Genomic DNA, 17885 nt, shown 5'->3' with positions numbered 1-17885 from the left:
CCGAGCACACGCTATACGCCGAAAATCCGCACACACCATTTTCTAACGAATCGTAGAATCGTTATTGTGTGAAATGAAGTGAGTTTGTCGGTGATATGACCGAATTCTAGCTGAATAGAGTGTCTGGGGTTCGTTAGAATTTTCGTGGCATGATATTCAGCTAAATAAGGTGCGTTGGGTTCGTAAGAGAAAAACCTGCGAATTTGTAGCACCCTAAGTCTACTTTTACAAACCATTTCGATTTCGAATACCCCGGATAGGCCTCACGAAGCTTGCTCCTCAGAACGCCTTGGGACGGACTCTAACGAATCGAGCACACGTTATTCGCTGAAAAAACGCACACACCAATTTCTAACGAATCGTAGAAGCGTTATTGTGTGGAATGAACCGAGTTTGTTGACGATATAAACGAATTTTAGCCGAATACGGTGTCTGAGATTCTTTAGAATTCTCATACCACGTTATTCGGCTAAATAAGATGCGCTGTGTTCTTTAGATATAGAGCAGAAACTAACTCAAATTAAATCAAAGTTAGATGCGCAACAGATCAAGGTCGAACTCGGGAACGAGTCCTTCTTTCATGGCACGGCCAAGCAGTGCAGTGATTGCACCATAACCATCACCACCCAGGTTGGCGCTGAACTCATTAACGTACAGGCCGATATGCTGTGCGGCTACGTCAGGGTCCATTTCTTGGGCATGTTCCATAACGTATGCTCTCGACTCATCAGGGTGCGCCCATGCATATTCAACGGAGGCGCGTGCCCAACCGGCGAGGGCATGAGCGTCCATGTTGCGACGTGCGATGATCGCTCCAAGCGGAATCGGAAGGCCTGTATCACTTTCCCACCAGTTCCCGAGATCTGTCATCAGTTTGAGATCATAGTTCTGATACGTGAAGCGTGCTTCATGGATGACAAGTCCGGCATCGATCTTGCCGTCACGAACAGCAGGCATGATCTGGTCGAATGGCATGACAACAATCTCGCCTACACCGCCCGGGACATTTTGCGCTGCCCAAAGACGGAACAACAGATATGCTGTTGAGCGTTCACTTGGCACAGCAACCCGTCGTCCAGACAGATATGCTGGATCGGTCGTGCCATTTGCGGTCAGAACCAAAGGGCCACATCCTCTGCCAAGTGCGCCTCCAGCAGGAAGCAGAGCATAGTCAGATAACACGTATGGCAGTGCTGCATAAGATATTTTCATCACTTCAGGTGTGTCGGGTCCATCGGGATTTGCCGCCAGACCATTGGTAATATCAATATCAGCATAACGGACATCCAGCTCAGGTGCGCCCGGGATCAAACCGTGCACCCACGCGTGAAAGATAAATGTATCGTTTGGACAAGGGGAAAATGCAATTTTCATGATGTAATAACCTCCCGTAAAATGGAACTTGCAGCCTGAAGCGCATCGAGGGCATCCTTGATGCGCCAAGCGTCGCGGTCGCGTGGACCGACTGCGTTGGATATGGCCCGCAGTTCGAGTGCTGGCACGCCGAACTGTTGAGCAGCTGTTGCCACGCCGAAGCCTTCCATACCTTCGGCGGCGGCATCCGGCACGCGGCGCAATAGCTCTGCGGCCGTCTCCGCTGTTCCGGTCGCCGTGGACACGGTGACCGCAGTGCCTCCGCTGACAGCGAGCCCAGCCCGCTGCAGCTCATGGCGCAGGCGAGCGGCAAGCTCCGCGTCCGCCGCCACAATGGACGAGCCGAATCCGAGCTCGTCCACACTAAGGAAGCCGTCTGGTGTCTGCGAGCCCAGATCGGCGGCAACCATGGCGTCGGCTACCACGAGGGAGCCGACGTCTGCCCGGCCGGGGAACCCGCCGCCGATGCCGGCACTGATCACCAGCATGTAGGCTGGTGAATATCCGGTCCCGGCAAGGGGCCCCGGCCTTGAAGATGTGGCAGATGCCTGTGCCACATCGGATGGGCTTGGCGCAGTAGATGCTTGCGCCAACGCCCTTGTGCTTGCAGCCGCTACGGCATATGCCAATGTAGCGGCTGTTCCTGCTGCGGCCGAGGCTGGGCCAACGCCCGCAGCGATGACGTCAAATCGTTCCGCGGCCGTGTCTCCCAAACCACGGAGGACCGCATCTTTTTCTGCATCAACCGCGGTTACAATTAACACACGTTGTGATGAATTTGCTTGTACCGGACTTATATCTGAAGTGTTTATTTCCCCAATTAAATCACCGTGGTGTCCACTATTTTCGAATGATGCGTTTGGTTTATTATTCTGATCTTCATCCTGTCTATGTTCATTCATCTCGGATTCTCCTTATGAGGTATTAGAGGCGGAGCATATGCCTCCATAGTTTCTTTCTTACAACAAGCTTTTAGCTACACTTCTTTGAGTTATAATTGCCTTGTATATTTTTGTGTAAATTTATAGTTCAACTTATATAAATGGAATTCGGGCATTGTCCACTACAAAAGGACATTTATCTTCATTTTGTCTTTCAAAGAGTGGACACTTTTTCTCAAAAGATACTATATCCATCCAGGAAAATGAAACACTATATATAGACGTTTTCAGATATAAAATTAAAAATGATCTATATGTAGAATATCGATTCCGGAGTACTTTCTCATGTCCGTGTCCACCCTTTGAAAGACAAATATGCAATATGTATGCTCAGTGCGGACAGCACGAGTTGGCACTCCAAACGAACAGATAAACGATTGAAAAGGCTGAAGACTGCCCCGACCCATCCAACGCGAATCATATATAGACCTTCGGATTTTAGACCAACAAGCCAAATGAATAACGGGCCCAGTCTACACTCGACCACTGCATAGTAGCTCATTTGTGCAAACCAGAATTTAAAGTAAATACACAGTCTCGCTAACTCTAATATAGCTGTCTGATGTATGTCCAATAGCTGTGAGGACATTAGATCTATAACGCAAGACAACATATATAACGCATGACATACCTAACAATCAATCAGATTAAACGCGCACAAAATAGTAATCAAGATACAGTGATTATCGAACAATATTCCATCTCCATCATAACGGAAGGGGAAAGACCTGAACAACCTTTGCATGTAATTCTGTCAAAAGCGGTCAAGCAAAGGTTGCGGGTAGCCGTATCACTTCGAGTAGCCACATCTAGCCACATCGCTTCAGATAGCCGTTTTGCCTCACCTCATGTGAAAGTCACCCTGATCGTGCCGCGTCCTAAGTCGAAATGAACTTGCTTCCCAAAAACACATATGTCATTTAAACCATATAACCTTTCTTTATTAACGTACTCCCAATAAAACAAGAAGTCAAAGTCAACGGTTGACAATTCGATTTAACTGTATTAATAATAGTAGTACAGTTAATACACCTAAGAGTTGAATACATACATCTGTACAGCTTAGGTAACGCCTTTTTTCACCTAGATTACTACACATACACCTCAGATACAGTCATTTAAAACCCATGGGTTATTTCACACATTTACAGAAAGGAGGTGCGGGATGTTCGAATTAGATGTACGCAGCCGTAAGGCGATCTACGAGCAACTAGTGGACAAAGTCAAAGAAATGATCGTATACGGTATTCTAAAGCCCGACGAGCAGCTTCCTTCCGTTCGTGCGTTATCCACGCAGCTGACCGTGAATCCAAATACGATTCAGAAAGCGTATCGTGAGCTTGAACGTGAAGGTTACATTTATTCTTTGCAGGGAAAAGGGAGCTTCGTATCATCGTCAGTGGAACATCCGAATGAAGCCATGAGAGATGAGATCAGAGAGTCTCTGGTGAAGTTGATTGCAGAAGCTTCGTATTCCGGTTTGACCAAAGCGGATATGACGCTTTTGTTTGAGGAAGCGATGGCCCGTATAGAGAAGGAGGAGCCTCATGATTGAGCTGAATCAAGTCGTCAAAGCATTTGAACAGGAAAAGGCAGTGGATGGCGTAACGATGCACATACATAAGGGGTCGATCTATGGTTTGCTCGGTTCCAACGGGGCAGGCAAGACATCGCTGCTCAAAATGATGGCTGGCATTTACCGTCAGGACAGCGGGACTGTTCGTATCGAGGATACTGAAATTTATGAAAATATGGATCTCAAAGGCCGCACGATTTTTATGGCCGATTCGCCCTACTTTTTCCCGCAATCTTCAATAACTCAGATGGCTGCATTTTATCGTTCGGTATATCCGCGCTGGAATGAGGAACGGTTCAAGCAACTGGCTACCGTGTTCAAACTGGATGTAAAACGCAAGTTACATCGCATGTCCAAAGGCATGCGCCGTCAGGCAGCCGTATGGCTGGGACTTAGCTGTATGCCTGAAGTACTGCTGATGGATGAGCCGATTGACGGCCTTGACCCGGTCATGCGCCAGCAGATCAAAAACTTGCTGTTCCAGGAAGCGGCTGAGCGTCAAGTAACCATTGTCATCTCATCGCACAACTTGCGTGAGATTGAAGATCTGTGTGACCATGTGGCGATTATGCACAAAGGCCGAATTATTGTAGAGAAAGATCTCGATGATCTGAAGGCGGATACGCATAAAATCCAGGTCGCTTTCCGCCACCCGGACCATGCCAAAGCCATGGATGAGCAGATTGATATTTTGCATGAAGAGAAACGGGGAAGTGTATCCCTGTACATTGTCAAAGGTAACCGACAACAGGTAACGGATCAATTCCGTATACATGATCCATATCTGCTGGATGTACTGCCTTTGACGCTCGAAGAAATCTTTATCTATGAAATGGAGGACGCAGGGTATGATATTCAACCGATTGTTCTGTAACCGGGGCATCCTGATCCAAAATTTCAGACAGCATGGATGGATAGGCATTTTATTTCTCATCACATTGTTGTTCTCACTTCCGCTATATATCGCTACCGAGTACAGGGATGTGCCACAGCAGATTATAAGTTTGTTTCAGGCCAATGGTGAAGTGCAGATTCTGTTCGCTATCACACTGCCCGTAGCAGCTGGAATCTTTCTTTTTCGGTACATTCAGTCTGGTGCACCTTCGGATCTGTTCCATAGTTTGCCGTTACGTCGTAAACATCTATTAACGGTGAATCTGTTGACCGGATATGCCATGATCCTGATTCCAATCTGGATTACAACTGCGATTACCGGCTGGGTATGGGCGGTACTGGATCAACCTGCGTTTCTGTTTGATGGCAGTACAATCTGGATGTGGGGCTTGAGCATGAGTATCTACTCGCTGTTTATGTTCATGCTAACTGTGGCGGTGGGCATGTGTATTGGTCAATCTGTATTGCAGGGACTCACCGTGTACGCACTCGTCTTGTTACCTGTTGTCGTATGGTTCATTATGTCACTTCATCTCCAGCATTATTTGCTCGGATATGCTTTTGAAGAAGTGGGCTTTAATGCGGAGAAACTCTCACTTGTCCTGCGTGTGGGTTCGATCAGTAACCTCCCTGTAATCCGTCAGGAGTTAATTATCTATGCGATATTTGCAATCCTGTTTATTCCTCTAACCTATGTACTTTATGCGAAGAGACAGGTTGAATCTGCTACCCAAGCAGTTACGTTTAAGCTTATAAAACCTATATTCCGCTTTGGATTGATGTTTACATTGGTTCTGATTGGCGGAGGTTACTTTACAATGATTGCTCCAAGAGGATCAGCTGGATGGGGAATCTTCGGATATATCCTCGGCGGAATTGTAGGTTATATCGTTGCCGAGATGATTATTCGCAAAACATGGCTGATCTGGAGCAGCAGGCTGCTACCCAAGCTGATTCTATATGGTATCATCGCTGGTCTGATACTGTACGTACCTATTGCCGACTGGAATGGATACGCCGCTCGAGTGCCTGAAATGAGCAAGGTGAATAGCATCAAGCTTGGTGGGGAGAGTTATACCTACAGTAACGGTGTCAGTCAGAAAAAGGACGATGCTCACCTCTATTCTAATGATCCGGAATACATGGGGGCAGTTATCGCTCTTCATCAAAAAATTGTGAATTCCGATCTTCCTTTACTGGATGATCCGATTAATACAGGTATGCGTAATGATGAGTCTATATTAATTAACTACAAGCTGGATAACGGCAAAGTGATGAAACGTAAATACTACATTCCAGAAGCCGAATTCCATCAGGAATTAAAGGCTCTGAAACAGTCCCAGGATTACAAAAGAGTCGCCTTTGAAACGTATAAGCTGGATGAAGATGCGTTAAGTTTCGGCATTCGTTCTGCCATAAGTTCATACCGGAAGGTTTATATTAGCAATCCGGAGCAAGTCCGTGAGTTCAAAGCATTGTTGAAACAGGACATTTTTGATCAGACCTATGAAGAACAGCGCTCCCCGTGGCAGTCGTTTGCTTACGCGGAGATGAATCAGGACTCTACTTCGAAAGATCCATTTCAACCGAGGGAGATGTGGAATTTTGAGATCAAACCTAGCTATGATCGGGTATTGGCTTGGCTGAAGGAGAACAAGTTATACGACCAGTTGCTTATCCAGGCAGATGAGATTGTCTCCGCTCAGTTTGCGAAGCAGGAGATTAACAGTCCGGGTTCGCTTCAGTGGACTGCTCCGCAGCCAGAATATATCGATGGAAATCTAAGTGGTAACAAACAGATAGCGACTAAAAACAAAGAAATCATTAGTGATTTGCTCAAACGTCAACGGTCTGGTTATCTAACAGAGAAAGATACCATTTATCAGATCAAGTTGAATGTTATTCGTGGCGAGAACATCTATATGATGCTGAAAGAAGAGGATTTGACCGAGAAAATGAAAGCTATTTTGGTCAATCAATAAGCTGAGCTGTATCAGTTGTTAACTATAAGCGGGAAGGGTTCTCCCGTTGATCAAAGGTTTGATATTAGTATAGTGAAACCAGATTTACTTGACCAGACACAGTGAATGGAATATATTAGAAAAAGGTAAGGTTCGAGCGACTCGTTCAATCGAATCTCATATGGAACGGCTTATGAGGGAAGCACCCGTAAGAGCAGGCAAATGCCTGACTTGCGGGTGCTTTTTTGTCGTTCGCTGATTTCGTTGGCTATTCTGCTAAATATTTTAGAAGAAAGGGTGTAGAGACGCATGCAAACAGAAGCATGGAAGGAAATGATAAGTGAACAGGAGGCCACGGCATGTTGTTGCTCCCTATTGGAACGAACAAGCTCACATAACTTCATAGATCATCATGGCTTGGTGGAAGAAAAGAAGGGGCGACAGCATATCGAAGATATATCTACAGAAGAAATAGCTTTAATGGAGACGAGTGACATTCTATTCCCTTCTCCAATAGCAGGTAGCCATAGTCACATGATGGAACAAAGTAACGTACGGCATCGTCAATTATCCTCATTCGCTCATCTTATTTTCAGATCACGCCTGCTCATAGGACTTGTGATTCTGTTCAGCGCAGGCACGATCTATTTTGCTTCTTCAGTGGAGGCTGCGGGCATAGATCTTGGCGTAACAGCGCAGAAAGCCTGGGATTCCGTTTTGAACAAAGCCGACGCACAAACTAAGTTAACGTTGAAGCAAGCGTACGAGAAAGTGGGGAACTGGAAGACACAAGAGCAGGCTTGGGAACAAAAGATAAAGACGCTTCATGCCGCCAATACCGCGGAATTGGAGCGATTACGTGTCGAAATAAGACAAACCGATGATGCGAAGGTCGCAACTCTAGCTGAAAAGGTAAAGCAAACACAGGCCCGATATGAACCGCTATTTGCCCTATACAGTTCAGTCAATAGACAGTTGGATGCAGCCAAAGCCATCAAAAATAAGGAATGGAGTGCAGCGATCCGCACTCAGGCAGAGACGTTGAGACCCGTTGTGAAACTTGCCAGAGAAGACATCCGGATCAAGAAAAAGGAACTTGCTGAAGCACGTAAACGGAAGAGCGCTGAAATAAAACGTTTACGAGCTATGCTAGCAGGGGCCGACTCCGCGAAGAAACAGATTCAAACGGCTAAAAAACAGGCGAGTCTGGCTAAAGAACGATATTCCAAAGCTCTACAACAGTTCAAACAGAGTACAAAACAAAGCCAAACGTCACGTGTACTCAGCTCATTGAACACCTTGGCGTCTGCAGCAGAGAAATGGGCAGGAACAAAACAAAGTATTCATACACTGGAGCAAAACGTATCCACTACATATGTGAAAGTCAGACAGGAAATCGCCAAGAGACCCAAATAAGAGGAAACCCGGTCCTCTCTGCAACGTACACAACTTTAGATATAAAGACGCTTCGATGATGATGGAACGAGGTGGAGCTATTGCAGTCCAAGTTGGAAACGAAACGTACGGGGGCAAAAGGTTTTAAACGTAAACGTTACTGGATACCCAGCGTTGTACTAATTATGATCATAGGTTTTATTGGGATTGGTACACAATGGACACCCAAAATAACGGTATTTTTATTAAAATCATTAATTGAAACTGCTAATACAGACACAAATAGCAAGGACACTATGCTCTCGGGTGGGATAACTCGTGTTGCGGATGTACCCTATGCAGACGAAGGGCGTAATGACAGTACGCTGGATATCTATTATCCTTCCGTAACATCGGAACCTTTGCCTGTTGTGTTGTGGGTTCATGGTGGTGGATGGGTCTTGGGTGACAAAAAGGATATCGCAGATTATGCCGTACAATTAGCCAAACAGGGTTACGTTGTGGTCAGTATGAATTATGCGCTCGCACCGGATACGAAATATCCCATTCCCGTGATCCAGGCGAATCAGGCTTTGACTTACGTGAAGAACCATGTCAGTGAGTATCACGGTGACCCGGAAAACATATTTCTCGCAGGCAATTCGGCAGGTGCCCAGATTGCAAGTCAGACTGCGGCAGTGGTGACCAATCCATCTCTCGCCAAGCTGATGAACATAACACCAGCCGCCCAGCCGGAAGAGTTGCGTGGGGTTCTGCTATTCTGTGGTCCATACAATCTAAGCACGGTAGCCAATACAGGCTTTCCACTCATACGGACATTTCTCTGGTCATATACGGGAGTCAAAACATTTGAAGACTATCCACGTCTGCATGAAATGTCGACCGTGCTTCAGGCCACAGCAGAGTATCCACCTGCATTTATTACCTCAGGCAATGATGACCCGTTGACCAGTCAATCGATTGAGCTCGCACAAGTATTGAAGCGCCTTGATGTTGAGGTGGAAACCTTGTTTTTCTCGAACTCATCAGAGAAGCTGGGACATGATTATCAATTTGATCTGGAGAGTGACGCTGGACAACAGGCGATACATTCGGCAGTACGATTCATGCAACAGTATAGTCGATGAGCAGACAAGTCTGTGGTACACTCGAAGCAAATGAGGGCACAGGAGGAGAAGTATGGCAGATAAAGAAGATTTGACCCGGTTCGGGGTGGCGTTTCCTACACCTCTGATTGAGCAGTTTGACCAGTATATTGAGGAACAGGGATACAAAAACCGATCCGAGGCCTTCCGTGATCTTGTTCGCAAAACATTACTGCAACCTTCTGTATTACAATCCGACCAGGATGTGGCAGGTACCATTGTGATGGTCTACGATCACCATATCAGTGATCTTCCCATTCGTTTGATGGAGCTCCAGCACGAGGCGCATCATGACATCATTTCCAATATGCACGTGCACCTGAACCATGACCAATGCCTGGAGGTAATTGCCGTACGGGGTAACCTGGGACGATTGCGTCATCTGCATCAACAGATCCAGGTACAAAAAGGTGTTTTGTATGCGGAGCTGTCCGTGACTTATGTAGATGAACTCAACAAACTGGCTCATGCTCAGAGTCGTCAGGATGGCAACCCGGATCAAAGTCTGGGTCACAATCAAGGTGCGGGTCAGCATGGTCACAGTCATCATCATCATCGCTCTACGGAGTAAGACAAATACGGGTGTAATTTCTATGAAAATATAGCAAATCTAAAAAACAGACTATTGGTTAGATGCCAACTGTCTGTTTTTTTTTGTTTGTTATAATACCTGACTTTATAGAGCGCTACGAATGCTCGGTTATACAACTTTTTATTTATTAATTCTGAAATATGAAAAAATATGGATTACGAAGTTAACTTTGTTGACATATAATTTGTATTTTGTGCTACAATTTCTCTAAAAAGTAACACGAAAAAAGGGAGTGCAGCACATATTTAGAGGGGGAACGACCAGAATGGGCAGATTTTCATGGAGATGGGGAAAACGAAAAGGTAGAACAGGATTAGGCATTTTACTTGTATGTTCCATTGGTTTATCTGGTTGTGCACAGGGCACAGCACCAACAGCTTCATCAGCAGAGAATGGACAATCAGGAACAACCTCAACCAAAGACGAATTGGTGCTGGCCGTTGGCACCGAGCCGGAAGGCGGGTTTGATCCAACAACCGGATGGGGGCAATATGGGTCACCACTTTTCCAGAGTACCTTGCTGAAGCGGGATGCCAAGTTACAACTGGTTAACGATCTGGCTACGGCATACTCAGTTAGTGAAGATGGGCTGACCTGGACGGTTACACTCCGGAACGATGTAACATTCTCTGATGGGGAGCCACTTACGGCTGAAGATGTGAAATTTACGTTTGATACGGCTACTCAGAGTGGGTCTGTGATTGATTTGACAAATATGGCTGATGTGAAGGCACCTGATGATAGCACGGTTGTATTCACATTGAAGTCGCCGCAGTCTACATTCATCAGTCTGCTGACGACACTTGGCATTGTGCCTGAACATGCCTATGGTGCTGATTACGCAGAACATCCGGTCGGATCGGGACCGTACAAGCTGGTACAGTGGGACAAAGGACAACAGGCTATCGTTGAGGCCAATGAAGAATATTACGGTAACAAGTCTGCATTCCACAAACTCACCTTCCTCTATCTGGATGAAGATGCAGCCTACGCCGCTGCACAGGCAGGTACGGTGGATATCGCTGCTATCCCGGCAGCGTTTAGCAAACAACAGGTGAATGGCATGACATTGGAGGCCGTGAAAACCGTAGATAACCGGGGCATCATGTTCCCCATGCAACCTGCTTGTGCCAAGTCGGGCGATGGTCTTCCCGCAGGAAATGATGTGACATCCGATCTGGCCATTCGCCAAGCGGTGAATGTTGTGATTGATCGTAAGGCTTTGGTTGAAGGTGTACTGGAAGGGTACGGTCGTCCGTCTTATTCCGTCAGTGATGATCTGCCTTGGAGCAATGCGGAAGCCGTATTTACGGATGCTAATCTCGAAGAAGCGAAGCGCATTCTGGCCGCTGGTGGCTGGGCCGATGCGGATGGTGACGGTATCGTCGAGAAAAACGGTGTTAAGGCCGAATTCAATCTGCTTTATTTTGCAGGTGATTTAACAAGACAATCTCTGGCGTTAGCTACTGCGGATATGGTTGCCCAGGCGGGAATCAAAATCAATGTTGAAGGTAAAAGCCGTGAAGAGACGAAAAAGATGGCTTACTCCAACGCTGTATTGTTTGGGTGGGGCAGTCATGATCCTTTGGAAACGTATAACCTCTATAGCAGTACTCACAAAGGAGAAGGGTATTACAATGTGGGGCTGTATAGTAATCCTGTCGTGGATTCTTGGATGGACAAAGCCCTTCAGGCAACAAGTGAAGAAGAGGCATTGCCGTTCTGGCAGAAAGCGGAATGGGATGGAACAACAGGTTTCAGTTATCAGGGTGATGCGCCATGGGCATGGCTCGTAAATATAGATCATCTGTATCTGGTTACGAATGGACTGAACATTGGTGAGCAGCAGATCCATCCTCATGGTCACGGCTGGCCGGTGACAACCAATCTGGAGGAATGGTCCTGGGATAACAGTACAAAGTAGGAAACGTAACGGTAGCTTTAGCCTGAATTGGGGAGAGATTGGATGACAGGCAGGAATGGATGGGCCAGATTTGTTGGTTTTAAAATGTTGCGACTTGTATCTTTATTGGTTGGAGTCAGTGTGTTGTCTTTTATATTAATGCAATTCTCTCCTGTGGACCCGATCGAAGCCTACATTGGTGGAGACATGATCAGGGTAAGCGCCGAACAGCGCAATCTTATAGAAGAACGGTGGGGATTGAATGAATCTCCCATGGAACGATTACTAGCCTGGGGACAAGCGCTGATTCAGGGAGATCTGGGAACTTCGATGATCTACAGACAGCCTGTAGCGGATATTATACAGGAACGATTCATGAATTCTATCGCACTAATGGCTGTAGCCTGGCTACTATCTGGTATCATTGGGTTCACTCTTGGTGTAGTTGCCGCCATGAGACGCGATTCGAAGCTGGATCGCCTGATCTGTTGGTATTGTTATACGCTGGCCTCCACGCCGGTATTCTGGATTGCGCTGTTGCTGCTAATGGTATTTGGGGTGTGGCTCGGATGGCTTCCAGTTGGCCTTGGGGTACCCGCAGGAATGTCAGCTGATCAGGTCACATGGGGAGATCGAGCTATTCATATGATTCTGCCAGCGTTGACCCTCAGTTTGACTGGGGTAGCTTCTATTGCTTTGCATACCAAGCAGAAGCTCACGGATGTGCTCGAGTCAGATTATATTCTGTTTGCGAGAGCGCGGGGTGAGCGTGGATTTCAGCTGTTCCGTCGACATGGGTTCAGACATGTTGTTTTGCCAGCCATCACGCTGCAATTTGCTTCGTTCAGTGAACTGTTTGGTGGGGCTGTGCTTGCAGAACAGGTATTTTCATACCCCGGCCTTGGTCAGGCAACGGTTCAGGCGGGGTTGCGTGGAGATGTTCCACTGCTGCTCGGACTTGTGATGTGCAGTGCGATATTTGTTTTTACAGGTAATATGGTGGCTGACATTCTGTATCGCATGATTGATCCACGGATGAAGGAGGAGCTGATGTCATGAAGCAGACGGTAGAACGCTCCTCCGAGCAGACGGCAGAAACAGCCGAAGTACAGAAAGTGAAAACTGCGAATCAAGAGGTACGGTACAACATTAATACAGGGTCTCTACAAGCTGAGACTGGAAAAGGAACAGGAACAACACGCCAAACGAGAAAAGATTATACGGCTGCCAGAGACCAAAATTTCCGCAACCCTCGCCAAAGAGCGGTGATCTGGGGAAGCCTCGCGGTGATCTGGATTGCCGTTGTGTGGTTGACGGGCAGGCTGCTTCCGGCTGGTTCTACGCTGACTTCATTAATGGATCGGAATTTGGCTCCAACCTGGGCGCATCCATTTGGAACGGATTGGCTCGGAAGAGATATGTTCATGCGTACGTTAAAAGGATTGGCAACCAGCATTCAAGTGGGATTGCTTGCTGCATGTGGTGGCGGATTGATCGCACTGCTGTTGGGTTTGGCTGCTGCTTCAAGCAAGGCTGCTGACCGGGTAATCTCATGGATTATCGACTTGTTCCTCAGTGTGCCCCATCTGGTATCGCTGGTTATGTTGGCCTTTGTATTCGGTGGAGGTTTGGCAGGAGTGGCGGCAGCGATTGCGCTGACACACTGGCCGAATCTGGCCCGGATTGTACGAGCGGAGATGATCCAACTGAAATCCGCAGAGTACATTCAGATTTCACACAAGTTGGGTCAATCGCGGTTACAGATTGCGGTGCAGCATATGCTGCCACATCTGGTCCCGCAGCTGTTCGTTGGCGTACTGCTAATCTTTCCCCATGCGATTCTGCACGAGGCAGCCATTACGTTTCTGGGGCTGGGGTTGTCCCCGCAACAACCGGCAATTGGAATTATTTTGTCAGAGTCGATGAGATATTTATCTGCTGGCATGTGGTGGCTCGCCTTTTTCCCGGGACTAGCATTGTTGCTGGTTGTTCGTGCGTTTGATGTATTGGGCAACAGTCTGAAGACATTGACGGGTACAGGTAGTTCGAGGGAGGTGAGGTAAATATGGCTCTGCTTGATATTGAGGGAGTATCGGTGTCATTTCGGCGCGCTCGTGGTTGGTTTGGGCACGAACAGACTTATGTTATTCAGAATCTGGATCTTTCCGTAAACAAGGGCGAGATCGTGGCTGTTGTAGGCGCAAGTGGATCGGGTAAAAGTGTGCTGGCTCAAGCCGTTATGGGTATTCTGCCTGCCAATGCCAGGTTGGAAGGTAGAATTAGCTATAATAGCGAGCCTTTAACCCCAGAGCGGCAGCTTCATCTGCGTGGAGACGAACTGGTGTTGATTCCACAATCCGTCAGTTATTTGGACCCGCTGATGAAGGTGGGAAGACAAGTTCAGCCGGTAACCCGAGATTTGGGACGGAAGCGCGGCTTCATAACTCGATCCCATACGAAAAAGACGGAGCAGGAGCTGACGGAGCGATATCATCTTCCTCAAGGAACAGCCGGGAAATACCCGTTTGAGTTGTCCGGAGGTATGGCAAGGCGGGTGTTGATGGCTACAGCGACCTCCGGTCATCCGAAGCTGATCATCGCAGATGAGCCAACACCAGGCATCCATCCCGAAGTGCTGGCCGAGACGATGAAGCAATTTCGCGAGCTTGCAAATGAAGGCGTAGGTATCCTATGGATTACGCATGATGTTACGACAGCGCTGACGGCTGCCGATCGCATCGCTGTATTTTACGCGGGGACCAATGTAGAGGCGGCGCAGGTGGATGATTTTAAAGGGAATGGAGGACGTCTTCGTCATCCATATACAAAAGCGCTCTGGAATGCGTTGCCGCAGAACGGATTTCAGCCACTCCCAGGCTCCCAACCGTTGGCAGGTCAAGAGATCACCACAGGCTGTTCATTTGCTCCCCGATGTAATGCAGCAACCGCTGTATGTACCCGCGAACGTCCAGAGCTTCGTAAGGTACGGGGCGGAGAAGTGAGGTGTTTCCATGTCACTTGAAGCACGGGACGTGAGTTACCGTTATAATCAGAAATCATGGGTATTCCAACAGATGAACATGCAGGTGCAACAGGGAGAAGTGGTTGGCTTGTGGGGACCAAGTGGCTGTGGCAAAACAAGCCTTGGTCGCATCCTTGCAGGATATGCCGAACCTGTGGCAGGACAAGTACTTCTGGATGGGAAACCACTCCCACGTACAGGAGTATGTCCGGTTCAGCTGGTGTTCCAGCACCCGGAGAAAGCTGTGAATCCACGCTGGCGAATGCGCCGCGTGTTGCAAGAGGCGTCTGTGCAGGATGAACAGTTGCTCGAAGCATTGGGTATTCAGCAAACCTGGTTGGACCGTAGGCCGAGTGAATTATCCGGTGGAGAACTGCAGCGTTTCTGTGTGGCGCGAGCGCTTGGAACAGCGACACGTTACGTGATCGCAGATGAGATGACAACGATGCTGGATGCGATCACTCAGGCACAGATCTGGCATACCGTGATGGGGGTGGCTCGCCAGCGTAATCTGGGGCTATTGATCATAAGCCATGATCGGGATTTGTTGGACAGGCTGTGCGACAGAATTACTCCGATGCCGCTATCGATGTCACTGTAGTTTTAATTATGTTTTGAATAAATAAATGGATCGAATACAAAAGGGATGCTCCTTGTGCAGTCATTGACCACGAATGTGAGTCATGGACTTGACTACGGGGCACCCCTTTTTCTATTTTGACAAATATTCACCATTTAACGAACAGTACACGTTTTGTTCGAAACATACATAGATGTAACTGACGCTTATTTGCCTGACACATTGCTTAGCAACGCAGATAACCTGCGCATCGCCTCTTCAACCGTAGAACGTGGACAGGCTACATTAATACGCATGAACCCTGTACCCTCTGTTCCAAAGAAGCTCCCGTCATTGAAAGCAAGCCCTGCTTCATGAAGCAGCGTGTTGCATAGTTGTGCATGGGGAATATTCAATTCCCGGAAATCCATCCATAACAGATAGGTTGCTTCGGGCAGATGCATTTTGATCTGTGGCATGTGTTCCGTAACATACTGTTGTACATACTCCATATTTCCACGGATATAGGCAAGGCACTCATCCAGCCATTCCTCGGCTCCGTTGTATGCAGCTTCGGTTGCAACAGCCCCCAGTGTACTGATACTGGCAAGTCCCATCGTTTTAACACCCTGCGCGAACGATTCCCGCAACTTGGCATTGGGGATGATGATGTTGGATGTGCAGAGGCCAGGAATGTTGAACGTTTTGCTTGGAGCCGTACAGATGATACTTAGATCAGAGACGGCGTCCGAGATCAGGGTCAGTGGTGTATGAGTTCCGCGCTGATGAACAAGATCGGCATGGATTTCATCTGAAACCATCAGTACGTTGTATTGCAGACACAGTGACGTAAGCCCTTCAAGCTCCTCACGAGTCCATACCCGTCCAACCGGGTTATGAGGACTGCACAGAATCAGCATTTTGACCCGACCGGTCTGCAAGCTGGATTCCAGTTGTTCCAGATCCATCGTGTAATGACCGTTATTCTCTACCAAAGGATTGGTGATCAGTTCACGACCTTGACCACGTACTACTTCATAGAAGGGCGCATACACCGGAGTTTGGATGACTACAGCATCTCCAGGATCGGTGAATCGTTGTACAGCAATGCTGAGTGCGGGCACAATACCTGGAGTGAATACGATCCAGTCATCGTTAATTTTCCAGTTGTGACGCCGTTCCATCCACCCTGCAACAGCTGCATGATACGCCTCAGTCCGCACTGTATAACCAAAAATTCCGTGCTCCATCCGTGTTTGCAGGGCCTGAATGACGGATGGTGGAGCAGCAAAATCCATATCGGCCACCCACATCGGAAGCGCATCAGCAGCACCGAAGATATCCTCAAGCGCATCCCATTTTTCTGATCCGGTAGAGATCCGGTTAATAGACTGATCAAATGTACTGTTATTGTTATTCATCGTATTTAATCCCCCTTGAGTTCCGTTCCTTCGACCACAAATCGACAAATAATTATCTAATACATTGGTTAATTTCGCAACTGTTGTGCGTGTATGATTAGCTTCATATGTATGGTCCGGATTTCGGGACTTTATTCATATAAGAACAACTTAACGAGCCAGAGAACAGCGGGCATACGACAAAGACTATTTTTGTACGTCCTTGGTCCTGTTTTGTCCATTTATCGTTTACAACCTCATGTCAGATGCTATTATATTGCTAACATTTGGTGGAACAACGGGCTGTTATCCGAATAAGCTCGTACCCATACATGATGAGCATAACTACATGAGTCTTTCGCGTACATCGAGCGATCGCTTGAATCGTATTATGCATAAGGCTGACATTTGAACTCAGGAGGCGTTTAGGGATGAAAAGCAAAAAGTGGTTGGTTGCTGCGGGTGTGTTTGGCATGGTGTTAACCGGATCGGCAGGTGTATATGCAGGTACACAACTGGAGACAATCAAAGCTTATCTGAACCATGGGCTCGCCATCGAAGTGAACGGACAGAAATTTACACCGACAGGTGACCAGGGCAAAAAGCTTGCGCCAATTACATATCAAGGCAGTACATATCTCCCCGTTCGTTCGATTGCAGATGCGTTGAAGACCGAAGTGAAGTATGATTCCCAAAACAATAAAGTAAGCATCGGTTCTTCAAGCTCTTCTGGTGGGTCAACATCCACAGGCAACAGTGGATCGACATCACCATCTACAGGCACGAACTCACAGACGACAGGTGTGAAGTCCAAGTATCTGCCAGCAGATTTCCCATTACCGAAGGATGCAAAGGCAACAAGTCTCATTGAGAACATAATGGATGGTGACAAAAAAGTAGTGCTCACGTACACAACCAAAGAAACGTTGCTAACCGTTGGAACATCCTACAAAGACTACTACCAGACCAAAAATCTAAGTCAGAACACTCAGGATATCCAGGCAGACGGCTTCAGCATCGTGGGTCGTGAAGATGGCAAATATGCCGTAACCATCACGGGTTCGGTGTCTGCAACCAACAAGGATCTGAATGAAATCACCGTAGTGTGGGGCGAAGAGTAATC

The 17885-nt window shown here is 47.4% G+C and carries 15 protein-coding genes; 12 read left to right on the top strand and 3 right to left on the bottom strand.

What is annotated here, in order from left to right:
* Positions 1–531: 531 nt before the first annotated feature.
* Together QF041_RS14895 and QF041_RS14890 are read right to left on the bottom strand one after the other, a co-directional pair.
* On the bottom strand, positions 532–1374 hold the full coding sequence (locus QF041_RS14895) for a 1,4-dihydroxy-6-naphtoate synthase (protein ID WP_307414733.1): 843 nt from the start codon (positions 1372–1374) through the stop codon (positions 532–534).
* Positions 1371–2276, bottom strand: a complete 906-nt coding sequence (locus QF041_RS14890; RefSeq protein WP_307414732.1) for a futalosine hydrolase — start codon at positions 2274–2276, stop codon at positions 1371–1373. Before QF041_RS14890 ends, QF041_RS14895 begins: the two co-directional genes overlap by 4 nt.
* 1204 nt (positions 2277–3480) lie before the next feature.
* Here QF041_RS14890 and QF041_RS14885 point away from each other — a divergent pair.
* The 11 genes from QF041_RS14885 to QF041_RS14835 all read left to right on the top strand — a co-directional run bounded on the left by QF041_RS14885 (position 3481) and on the right by QF041_RS14835 (position 15404).
* Positions 3481–3870, top strand: coding sequence for a GntR family transcriptional regulator (locus tag QF041_RS14885; protein WP_036606399.1), 390 nt, complete (start codon positions 3481–3483; stop codon positions 3868–3870).
* On the top strand, positions 3863–4765 hold the full coding sequence (locus QF041_RS14880) for an ABC transporter ATP-binding protein (protein ID WP_307414731.1): 903 nt from the start codon (positions 3863–3865) through the stop codon (positions 4763–4765). The genes QF041_RS14885 and QF041_RS14880 overlap by 8 nt, the downstream gene beginning before the upstream one ends.
* The gene (locus QF041_RS14875; RefSeq protein WP_307414730.1) at positions 4740–6767 is read left to right on the top strand and encodes a hypothetical protein; all 2028 of its coding nucleotides are present in this window, start codon (positions 4740–4742) and stop codon (positions 6765–6767) included. Before QF041_RS14880 ends, QF041_RS14875 begins: the two co-directional genes overlap by 26 nt.
* A gap of 288 nt (positions 6768–7055) precedes the next feature.
* Positions 7056–8162, top strand: coding sequence for a coiled-coil domain-containing protein (locus QF041_RS14870; protein WP_307414729.1), 1107 nt, complete (start codon positions 7056–7058; stop codon positions 8160–8162).
* 80 nt (positions 8163–8242) lie between these two features.
* Positions 8243–9268 carry an alpha/beta hydrolase gene (locus QF041_RS14865; protein ID WP_307414728.1) on the top strand — a complete coding sequence of 342 codons (1026 nt, stop codon included), beginning with the start codon at positions 8243–8245 and terminating at the stop codon, positions 9266–9268.
* Between the two features lie 52 nt (positions 9269–9320).
* Complete coding sequence (gene nikR / locus QF041_RS14860; RefSeq protein ID WP_307414727.1) at positions 9321–9857, top strand: nickel-responsive transcriptional regulator NikR; 537 nt, start codon at positions 9321–9323, stop codon at positions 9855–9857.
* A gap of 286 nt (positions 9858–10143) precedes the next feature.
* On the top strand, positions 10144–11802 hold the full coding sequence (locus tag QF041_RS14855) for an ABC transporter substrate-binding protein (RefSeq protein WP_307414726.1): 1659 nt from the start codon (positions 10144–10146) through the stop codon (positions 11800–11802).
* 42 nt (positions 11803–11844) lie between these two features.
* Complete coding sequence (locus QF041_RS14850) at positions 11845–12840, top strand: ABC transporter permease (protein WP_307414725.1); 996 nt, start codon at positions 11845–11847, stop codon at positions 12838–12840.
* Entirely contained in the window at positions 12837–13844 is a 1008-nt protein-coding gene (locus tag QF041_RS14845) for an ABC transporter permease (protein WP_307414724.1), read from the top strand. Before QF041_RS14850 ends, QF041_RS14845 begins: the two co-directional genes overlap by 4 nt.
* A gap of 2 nt (positions 13845–13846) precedes the next feature.
* A complete protein-coding gene (locus QF041_RS14840; protein ID WP_307414723.1) occupies positions 13847–14803 on the top strand; it encodes an ABC transporter ATP-binding protein in 957 nt (318 codons plus the stop codon).
* Positions 14793–15404 (top strand): ABC transporter ATP-binding protein, encoded by a 612-nt coding sequence (locus QF041_RS14835; RefSeq protein ID WP_307414722.1) that lies wholly within the window; start codon positions 14793–14795, stop codon positions 15402–15404. Before QF041_RS14840 ends, QF041_RS14835 begins: the two co-directional genes overlap by 11 nt.
* 185 nt (positions 15405–15589) lie before the next feature.
* Here the strand turns inward: QF041_RS14835 and QF041_RS14830 are convergent, their stop codons facing one another.
* Positions 15590–16783, bottom strand: coding sequence for a MalY/PatB family protein (locus QF041_RS14830; protein ID WP_307414721.1), 1194 nt, complete (start codon positions 16781–16783; stop codon positions 15590–15592).
* Between the two features lie 410 nt (positions 16784–17193).
* Between QF041_RS14830 and QF041_RS14825 the strand changes: the two genes are divergently transcribed.
* Positions 17194–17883, top strand: a complete 690-nt coding sequence (locus QF041_RS14825; RefSeq protein ID WP_307414720.1) for a stalk domain-containing protein — start codon at positions 17194–17196, stop codon at positions 17881–17883.
* Positions 17884–17885: the final 2 nt, after the last annotated feature.

The organism is Paenibacillus sp. W2I17 (genome assembly GCF_030815985.1).
Taxonomy (GTDB): Bacteria; Bacillota; Bacilli; order Paenibacillales; family Paenibacillaceae; genus Paenibacillus.
Note: the sequence above shows the minus strand (reverse complement) of the source record. Positions and strands in the feature narration are given on the sequence as shown.

Bases quoted from the DNA above. Each gene is read 5' to 3' on its own strand.
- QF041_RS14835 (WP_307414722.1), top strand. From the start codon at position 14,793: ATGTCACTTGAAGCACGGGACGTGAGTTACCGTTATAATCAGAAATCA.
- QF041_RS14875 (WP_307414730.1), top strand. From the start codon at position 4,740: ATGATATTCAACCGATTGTTCTGTAACCGGGGCATCCTGATCCAAAAT.
- QF041_RS14870 (WP_307414729.1), top strand. From the start codon at position 7,056: ATGCAAACAGAAGCATGGAAGGAAATGATAAGTGAACAGGAGGCCACG.
- QF041_RS14890 (WP_307414732.1), bottom strand. From the start codon at position 2,276: ATGAATGAACATAGACAGGATGAAGATCAGAATAATAAACCAAACGCA.
- QF041_RS14840 (WP_307414723.1), top strand. From the start codon at position 13,847: ATGGCTCTGCTTGATATTGAGGGAGTATCGGTGTCATTTCGGCGCGCT.
- QF041_RS14825 (WP_307414720.1), top strand. From the start codon at position 17,194: ATGAAAAGCAAAAAGTGGTTGGTTGCTGCGGGTGTGTTTGGCATGGTG.
- QF041_RS14850 (WP_307414725.1), top strand. From the start codon at position 11,845: ATGACAGGCAGGAATGGATGGGCCAGATTTGTTGGTTTTAAAATGTTG.
- QF041_RS14855 (WP_307414726.1), top strand. From the start codon at position 10,144: ATGGGCAGATTTTCATGGAGATGGGGAAAACGAAAAGGTAGAACAGGA.
- nikR (WP_307414727.1), top strand. From the start codon at position 9,321: ATGGCAGATAAAGAAGATTTGACCCGGTTCGGGGTGGCGTTTCCTACA.
- QF041_RS14830 (WP_307414721.1), bottom strand. From the start codon at position 16,783: ATGAATAACAATAACAGTACATTTGATCAGTCTATTAACCGGATCTCT.
- QF041_RS14845 (WP_307414724.1), top strand. From the start codon at position 12,837: ATGAAGCAGACGGTAGAACGCTCCTCCGAGCAGACGGCAGAAACAGCC.
- QF041_RS14895 (WP_307414733.1), bottom strand. From the start codon at position 1,374: ATGAAAATTGCATTTTCCCCTTGTCCAAACGATACATTTATCTTTCAC.
- QF041_RS14880 (WP_307414731.1), top strand. From the start codon at position 3,863: ATGATTGAGCTGAATCAAGTCGTCAAAGCATTTGAACAGGAAAAGGCA.
- QF041_RS14885 (WP_036606399.1), top strand. From the start codon at position 3,481: ATGTTCGAATTAGATGTACGCAGCCGTAAGGCGATCTACGAGCAACTA.